A 4,903-nucleotide genomic window follows, 5' to 3' on the forward strand; every position below is an offset into this window, starting at 1 on the left:
TTTTGTAGTTTCAACCTTTAGTAAATAAATAAAATATTTGGTTACTTCTTGCGTAGAGTAACCTTTTTTATATTACCGCTATTTTATTAGAGAATAAATACTTAAAATAAAAAATCACGTATACTGAAATAATTTCCAGGTTATGTGATCTGTATATTTCAATTATTGACAGCCAAATTTTTAATTACTGATTGGCCAAAAAAGCAGATATAAAAAAATTAAGTCTCACATTGACCAACGAGTCATTGACTTATTGGTCAACGGAGCTTATACTCTGCTTATTAATTAGTTGAAGCTAAGTATCCATGGACTTTAGCCGCAATTAGTTCACTAAAATTAATCGTGATTTAGAACTCACAAGGGGGCAGTGTTATGTCTAAAACAGTACTTTCAATTAATCATTTACAAAAAAAGTTTGGAAAATTCGAAGCATTAAAAGATATTACTTTTAACGTCAACAAAGGAGAAGTTTTTGGTTTTATCGGACCAAACGGAGCTGGCAAATCAACTACCATCCGGACATTACTCGGGATTCTCCGCTCATCTGGCGGTTCAGCGACCATTTTTGGTAAGGATGTTTGGCAGGATTCCGTCAGCATTCATGAACGCCTCGCATATGTGCCAGGCGATGTTTACCTATGGCCCAACTTAACCGGTGGCGAAATTATCGACCTGTTTTTGAAACTCAATCATCAAAAACATACCGGTCACACGGATGAGTTAATCAAAGAATTCGAATTGGATCCCTCAAAAAAGGCCCGGACTTATTCCAAAGGAAACCGACAGAAAGTGGCCTTGATCGCCGCATTTTCTACCGATGCTGACTTATACATCTTTGATGAGCCAACATCCGGGCTTGATCCATTGAACGAAGAAATCTTTCAAAAACACGTACTTGCTCTAAAAAACAACGGCAAAAGCATTTTATTATCCAGCCATATTTTATCCGAAGTTGAACGTATGTGTGACCGCATTGGAATTATCCGCGAGGGTCGCATCATTGAAACGGGTACGCTAACCGAAATGCGGCATCTCACCCGCACACTAGTGACTGTGCAAACACGCAAGCCACTGCCGGATCTTTCAACTAGCGAAGGAGTTCATAGCTTTAAAAATTCTGATAATGTAGCAAACAAAGCCAGTTTCAGCATGGATTCTGATAAAATGGCTCAACTTATGCTGACCCTAGCGCCATTAGAAATTATTGGTCTACAAAGTACACCACCAACTCTTGAAGATCTCTTCTTACGTTACTACCAAAAAGATGAGCAAGGAGATGGGCAAAATGAAGCGTAATAATTATCAACAAAGTGGGTTTTTAACCCGTTTTAATTTGCGCCGGGATTGGTTTTTAATTCTCATCTGGCTACTCATCTTGGGTGGTCTAATGGCATCTGTAGCCTTTAAATTTAACGATTTATATGGCACACCTACCTCGATCGCCAGCATCGTGAGCACCTTAAAAATGCCGGCAATGGTTTCCTTATTTGGCGCATTTGTTGCCAAACCGCCCTACACCACAGCCGATGTGTTTGCGAGTGAAATGGTTGTTTTTATGGCCCTATTTATGGCAGTGATGAACATCTTTTTCGCGGTTCGAAATACACGGGGAGAAGAAAGTAATGGCATGTTAGAATTGATTCGTTCCCATGCGGTTGGCAAACAAAGTCCCTTATTAGCAGCGACTCTCGAGCTTTTCTTGATTAATCTATTTGTTGGCCTTGTTTACTTTGGTGGGTTACAAGTTTCTGGTATGCACGGCACCTCAATAGAAGGAAACTTATTAATTGGTCTTGGCCTGGCTACTAGTGGCTTCATGTTTGGAAGTACCGCCCTTTTAATGGCGCAAATTAGCGATAATCCCCGTGGCGCCACCATGCTAAGTTACCTATTTCTTGGTGTCACCTACTTGATTCGAATGGTAACGGATGTGGAAAACGCTGATTTGACGTGGTGGTCACCCTTTGGCTGGGTCGAAAAAATGTCCATTTATCATGAAAATAATTGGTTGCCCGTCATCTTTTCGTTAGTGTTGACTATCGTCTTACTTTTTCTAACTTTTTATGCAAGTCGTCACCGAGATGTCGACGCTGGCTTAATTGCGACGCGTGGTGGACGTAAACGAGCAACCGTATTACTCTCTGGACCATTCAGTTTAGTTTTACGGCTTGATCGTTTGAGCTTGATTGTTTGGATCATCAGTCTTGCCATTTTGGGAATTTCCTATGGCTCAATTTTCGGTACAGTTGGTGATCTTTTGAAAACAAATCCATTAATGGGCAGTTTATTAGGTCAATCAGCTTTAAACGCTGCCGGACGCATGATTGCCCTAAAATTTGCCGCGCTGTTAATGATCGTTTTTGCCGTATTAGCGACCGTTCCTAGTGTGCAAACGCTCTTGAGAATTAATGGCGACGAACGTAAAGGCTGGTTGGAACAACTTCATGCCAAAGGCGTTTCACGCGCCAAAATTTTTAGTAGTTATGCTGCAGTTGCCTTTATTATCGGTACTTTGTCTTTACTGGCAGCCGTGAGTGGCATTTGGTTGGCAAACACCACGGTTATGGATGACCCCTTATCGTTCGCTCGGTTATGCCGCGGCTTTCTCGGTTACCTACCTGCACTGTATGTTATATTAGGAATTAGCGTTTTAATTATTGGCTGGTTCCCACGACTACAGACCATAATCTGGGCGTTACCAGTATACGGATTGATTAGTTTATACTTTGGCAACTTAATGAACATCCCTGACTGGGCACAAAAAATAACTCCTTATGGCTGGATCAACGATGTGCCAGTTAAATCAGTTGATTGGCCACAGTTTACCCTTATGATGGTCTTGGCAGTTATCCTGTTCATCGTTGGTTTTATTGGTTATCGACACCGTGATCTGATTGAAAATTAATTATCGAAAGGAGTGCTCACTTCAATGACCGAAAAAAAAACTAATATTCCCATGGATCCTGAAAAAGTGAGCCGCATCATGGCCACCTCATTAACTGAGTTTGCTCATCGAGGCTATCGTGGGGCAAAAACAGAAGACATTGCACAAAAAGCAGTAGTTTCCAAGGGTATCATCTTCCGCTATTATAAAAACAAAGCGCATCTTTATATGGCGACACTCAAGTTTGCCACAGATCGCATTGAATCCGTTGCTGATTACAGTGTTTGGCATGATGCACAGGATCTTGATGCTATGATTGTTAATGCGACAAAATATAAAATTCAGCTTCAATTGCAATATCCTGAAGAATTTAAATTATTGTTAGATGCCTATGCGGAAGCAAGTGACGCTCCTTCCGCTCTGAAACATGAAATTGCTGAATTTTATAACAATCAAACTAGTGCCAATATGGCCAACATGATTGACCCGATTTTGAATCGACTCCCAATTCGCAATAATGTTAGCCGCAAAACCATTCAAGGCTTGATGTTAGGCGTTTTAGATCAGGTGGGGGCCGAAACAAAAACACTAATGCAAAAGAAGCCAGATGCCGATCTCACTGATTTTGACGACATTATTGAAAATGTCCGTGGTTATATTGATGTTTTGGAACATGGTTTTTTAAAAAAAGAGTAACAACAGGCAGAGAAAAAATTTTCTCTGCCTTTTTGATACCAATTTTGTCTTTAAATGTTTAAACACTCTGATTTTTAATGTTTTTCTAAATAATACTGGCAAAACACTATTAAGGACTTTAACTATACCAAAAAAATAGTATAATTCTAGTTAAATAAAGGAATTTTTCCTTTTTTCTAATTTTTAAGCTTTAACACTTATCCATTATATCGACCATTTCTTAAATTAGAGGTAATTGCTTATAGGCTCTATCTGAATAATGTAAGTCAAATTGTTACAAATATATGAGATTATTAAATTAGTTTCGATGTTTACGCTTTTTTATGGTATCATTTAATTCGCGTCTCTTTTAGTGTAACTTAGTATGTTAAAAACAAATATTTTTTGGAGGAATTGCAAAATGTTTTATTACGATTATGATCAATTAAACTTTTCACGCCGCAAATTGGACTCAAAAAAATCGAATTATTTACTCCGTTTTTCTTTTTTAGAATATAGCTTAATTTTCAATTTTGAAAAACGAGAACCAGGTCGCGCAGAACGTGAACTAAACTCATTTTTTGAACATCATAGTGAACTAATCAAGGAAGCTAGTCATGAAGACTTGCATCGGAGCTTAGTTAATGTCGTTGGTGACTTTGCCATGACTGGACTTGCCAATCATTTCAATGCAACCAATTTCGTACAACTCCGTGAAGCTTATTTAGACTGGCTGACCGATGAAAAACCAGAAAATCCAGAAGCTTTTCGCAAAATTTTGGGTTTGATTTATAAAGATTTCTTTGCTTTGCAAACACCTGAAGATCAAATTACTTCTACAAATACGGTGCCTAAGCAAGTTTACCAAATCACCTATTACGTGAATATGCATTTGTATGACAAGATGCAGCCGATTCGAATTGCTGAATATTTAAATCTTTCTTATCAGTATGTTTCACGACTTTTTACCCATACAATGGGCTTATCCATTCAGAGTTATATCGATAAACAACGTGTTGATGAATCCAAAAAATTACTTCTGCATACCGATTTACCGTTAAATGAAATTTCTCGGATGTTGAATTATTATGATTCAAGCAATTACATTAAACATTTTAAGAAATTCTCAGATACGACACCAAAGCAGTATCGTCTGCATAATCAACGTAAACGACTCCAAATCAAGCAAGACGCTTTAGCTGAAACGGCTCGACCATATTAAAGTTAAGCTAGAAAAATAATCCCAGTTATGTTCTAAGTGTGAACATAGCTGGGATTATTTATTTGCACCTACTAAAGGTTAAAACTACAAAAACTTATTTTGTTGCTTGATACGAAAACGTG

At 38.2% G+C, this 4,903-nt stretch carries 4 protein-coding genes; all 4 read left to right on the forward strand.

Features of this window, described 5'->3' with window-relative positions:
- Positions 1-372 precede the first annotated feature (372 nt).
- The 4 genes from DD627_RS02880 to DD627_RS02895 all read left to right on the forward strand — a co-directional run bounded on the left by DD627_RS02880 (position 373) and on the right by DD627_RS02895 (position 4,781).
- The gene (locus tag DD627_RS02880; RefSeq protein ID WP_068808562.1) at positions 373-1,296 is read left to right on the forward strand and encodes an ABC transporter ATP-binding protein; all 924 of its coding nucleotides are present in this window, start codon (positions 373-375) and stop codon (positions 1,294-1,296) included.
- Positions 1,286-2,905, forward strand: a complete 1,620-nt coding sequence (locus tag DD627_RS02885; RefSeq protein WP_260275070.1) for an ABC transporter permease — start codon at positions 1,286-1,288, stop codon at positions 2,903-2,905. The genes DD627_RS02880 and DD627_RS02885 overlap by 11 nt, the downstream gene beginning before the upstream one ends.
- Positions 2,906-2,929: 24 nt before the next feature.
- Entirely contained in the window at positions 2,930-3,580 is a 651-nt protein-coding gene (locus tag DD627_RS02890) for a TetR/AcrR family transcriptional regulator (RefSeq protein ID WP_057784465.1), read from the forward strand.
- Between the two features lie 400 nt (positions 3,581-3,980).
- Entirely contained in the window at positions 3,981-4,781 is an 801-nt protein-coding gene (locus DD627_RS02895; RefSeq protein ID WP_057784464.1) for a helix-turn-helix transcriptional regulator, read from the forward strand.
- The last annotated feature ends 122 nt before the right edge of the window (positions 4,782-4,903 follow it).

It is taken from the genome of Pediococcus sp., from assembly GCF_003533255.1.
GTDB classification, from domain to species: Bacteria; Bacillota; Bacilli; order Lactobacillales; family Lactobacillaceae; genus Pediococcus; species Pediococcus parvulus.

Excerpts from the sequence above, each read along its gene's own strand:
- DD627_RS02895 (WP_057784464.1), top strand. The coding sequence starts at position 3,981 with ATGTTTTATTACGATTATGATCAATTAAACTTTTCACGCCGCAAATTG.
- DD627_RS02880 (WP_068808562.1), top strand. The coding sequence starts at position 373 with ATGTCTAAAACAGTACTTTCAATTAATCATTTACAAAAAAAGTTTGGA.
- DD627_RS02890 (WP_057784465.1), top strand. The coding sequence starts at position 2,930 with ATGACCGAAAAAAAAACTAATATTCCCATGGATCCTGAAAAAGTGAGC.
- DD627_RS02885 (WP_260275070.1), top strand. The coding sequence starts at position 1,286 with ATGAAGCGTAATAATTATCAACAAAGTGGGTTTTTAACCCGTTTTAAT.